Origin of the sequence: Paraburkholderia sp. SIMBA_030 (assembly GCF_046535245.1) — a bacterium.
Classification (GTDB): domain Bacteria; phylum Pseudomonadota; class Gammaproteobacteria; order Burkholderiales; family Burkholderiaceae; genus Paraburkholderia.
On sequence record NZ_JAWRXB010000819.1, the window covers coordinates 1 to 263 of the forward strand.

1 pseudogene is annotated in these 263 nt (G+C 61.2%); it reads left to right on the forward strand.

The features are described from left to right. Positions 1–263: pseudogene (locus SB772_RS42265) on the forward strand (pyridoxamine 5'-phosphate oxidase); the annotation flags it as partial.

Here is a 263-nt window from a genome sequence, read left to right on the forward strand (position 1 = left end):
CGAACTGGTCAAAGAGCCGCGCATCGCGCTCGTCGGCGTGGATGCCCGGCACAGTCTGCAGATCCGCTTAGCCGGTACGGCGGGAATTGTGCTCGACGATGCGGCGCGTCGGCTCGCCTGGATATCGCGTCCTGATCACAGCCTGATAGTGTATCGAACCACGATTGCGCCCGGCACGCGGATCTATGATCCCGACGATGCGTTTGGTGCCGACCACATCGGTGACGAGGCCGATGGGTTTGCCAATTTCTGCGTTGTGAAAG